At 69.9% G+C, this 581-nt stretch carries 1 pseudogene; it reads left to right on the forward strand.

The annotated features are described in order from the left end of the window. Positions 1-143: 143 nt before the first annotated feature. Positions 144-581: pseudogene (locus IE269_RS42840) on the forward strand (hypothetical protein); the annotation flags it as partial.

The following is a 581-nucleotide window of genomic DNA, read 5'->3' on the forward strand; positions in this document are numbered from 1 at the left end:
GGCTTCGGAAACATTAGGTACAGGCAGGCACAGAAAGCGAGGATGCTGTGAATCCGTTGGGCTTCGAAAGGCGATTTGAAGCGCGTAAGGAAATCTGGGCCGAGGTTACCGGACTGACGGCGGAACAGATTCACGAGCTCTATGTGGCCGCTGGCGGCCTGGAGAACTGGGAGGACCAGCCGGGGCCCCTCAGCACGGAGGAGCGGCTGGCGACGGTCCGCCGGGCCGAACTGCGTCGCATCTGGAGCACGATGTCCGTCGGGAGCGGGGGGACCTACTCCCCCGAGAGCGACCCGGAGGTGCACCGCTGGCACGGGGCGCAGCAGGGGCGGCAGGAGCGCGAGAGCAATGCGGCTGCGGGGTGGGACTCGGGGCCGGTCCGCTACCGGATCGTGGCGGAGTGCGCGGCTCCGGAGCGCCCGGGTGACTCGCTGGTGACGCACTACGTCTCCGGGCGGTCGGTCGAGGAAGCGGTCGCCGAGGCCCGCGGGGTGCTGGGGAGGCCGGACGGCGTGTACGGGGAGCCGGGCGTGTACCGCGTGGTGGAGGTGGTTGAGGAGGGTCCGTTCAGCGGGCCTCGG

This window comes from Streptomyces spiroverticillatus, assembly GCA_014650415.1.
GTDB classification, from domain to species: Bacteria; Actinomycetota; Actinomycetes; order Streptomycetales; family Streptomycetaceae; genus Streptomyces; species Streptomyces spiroverticillatus.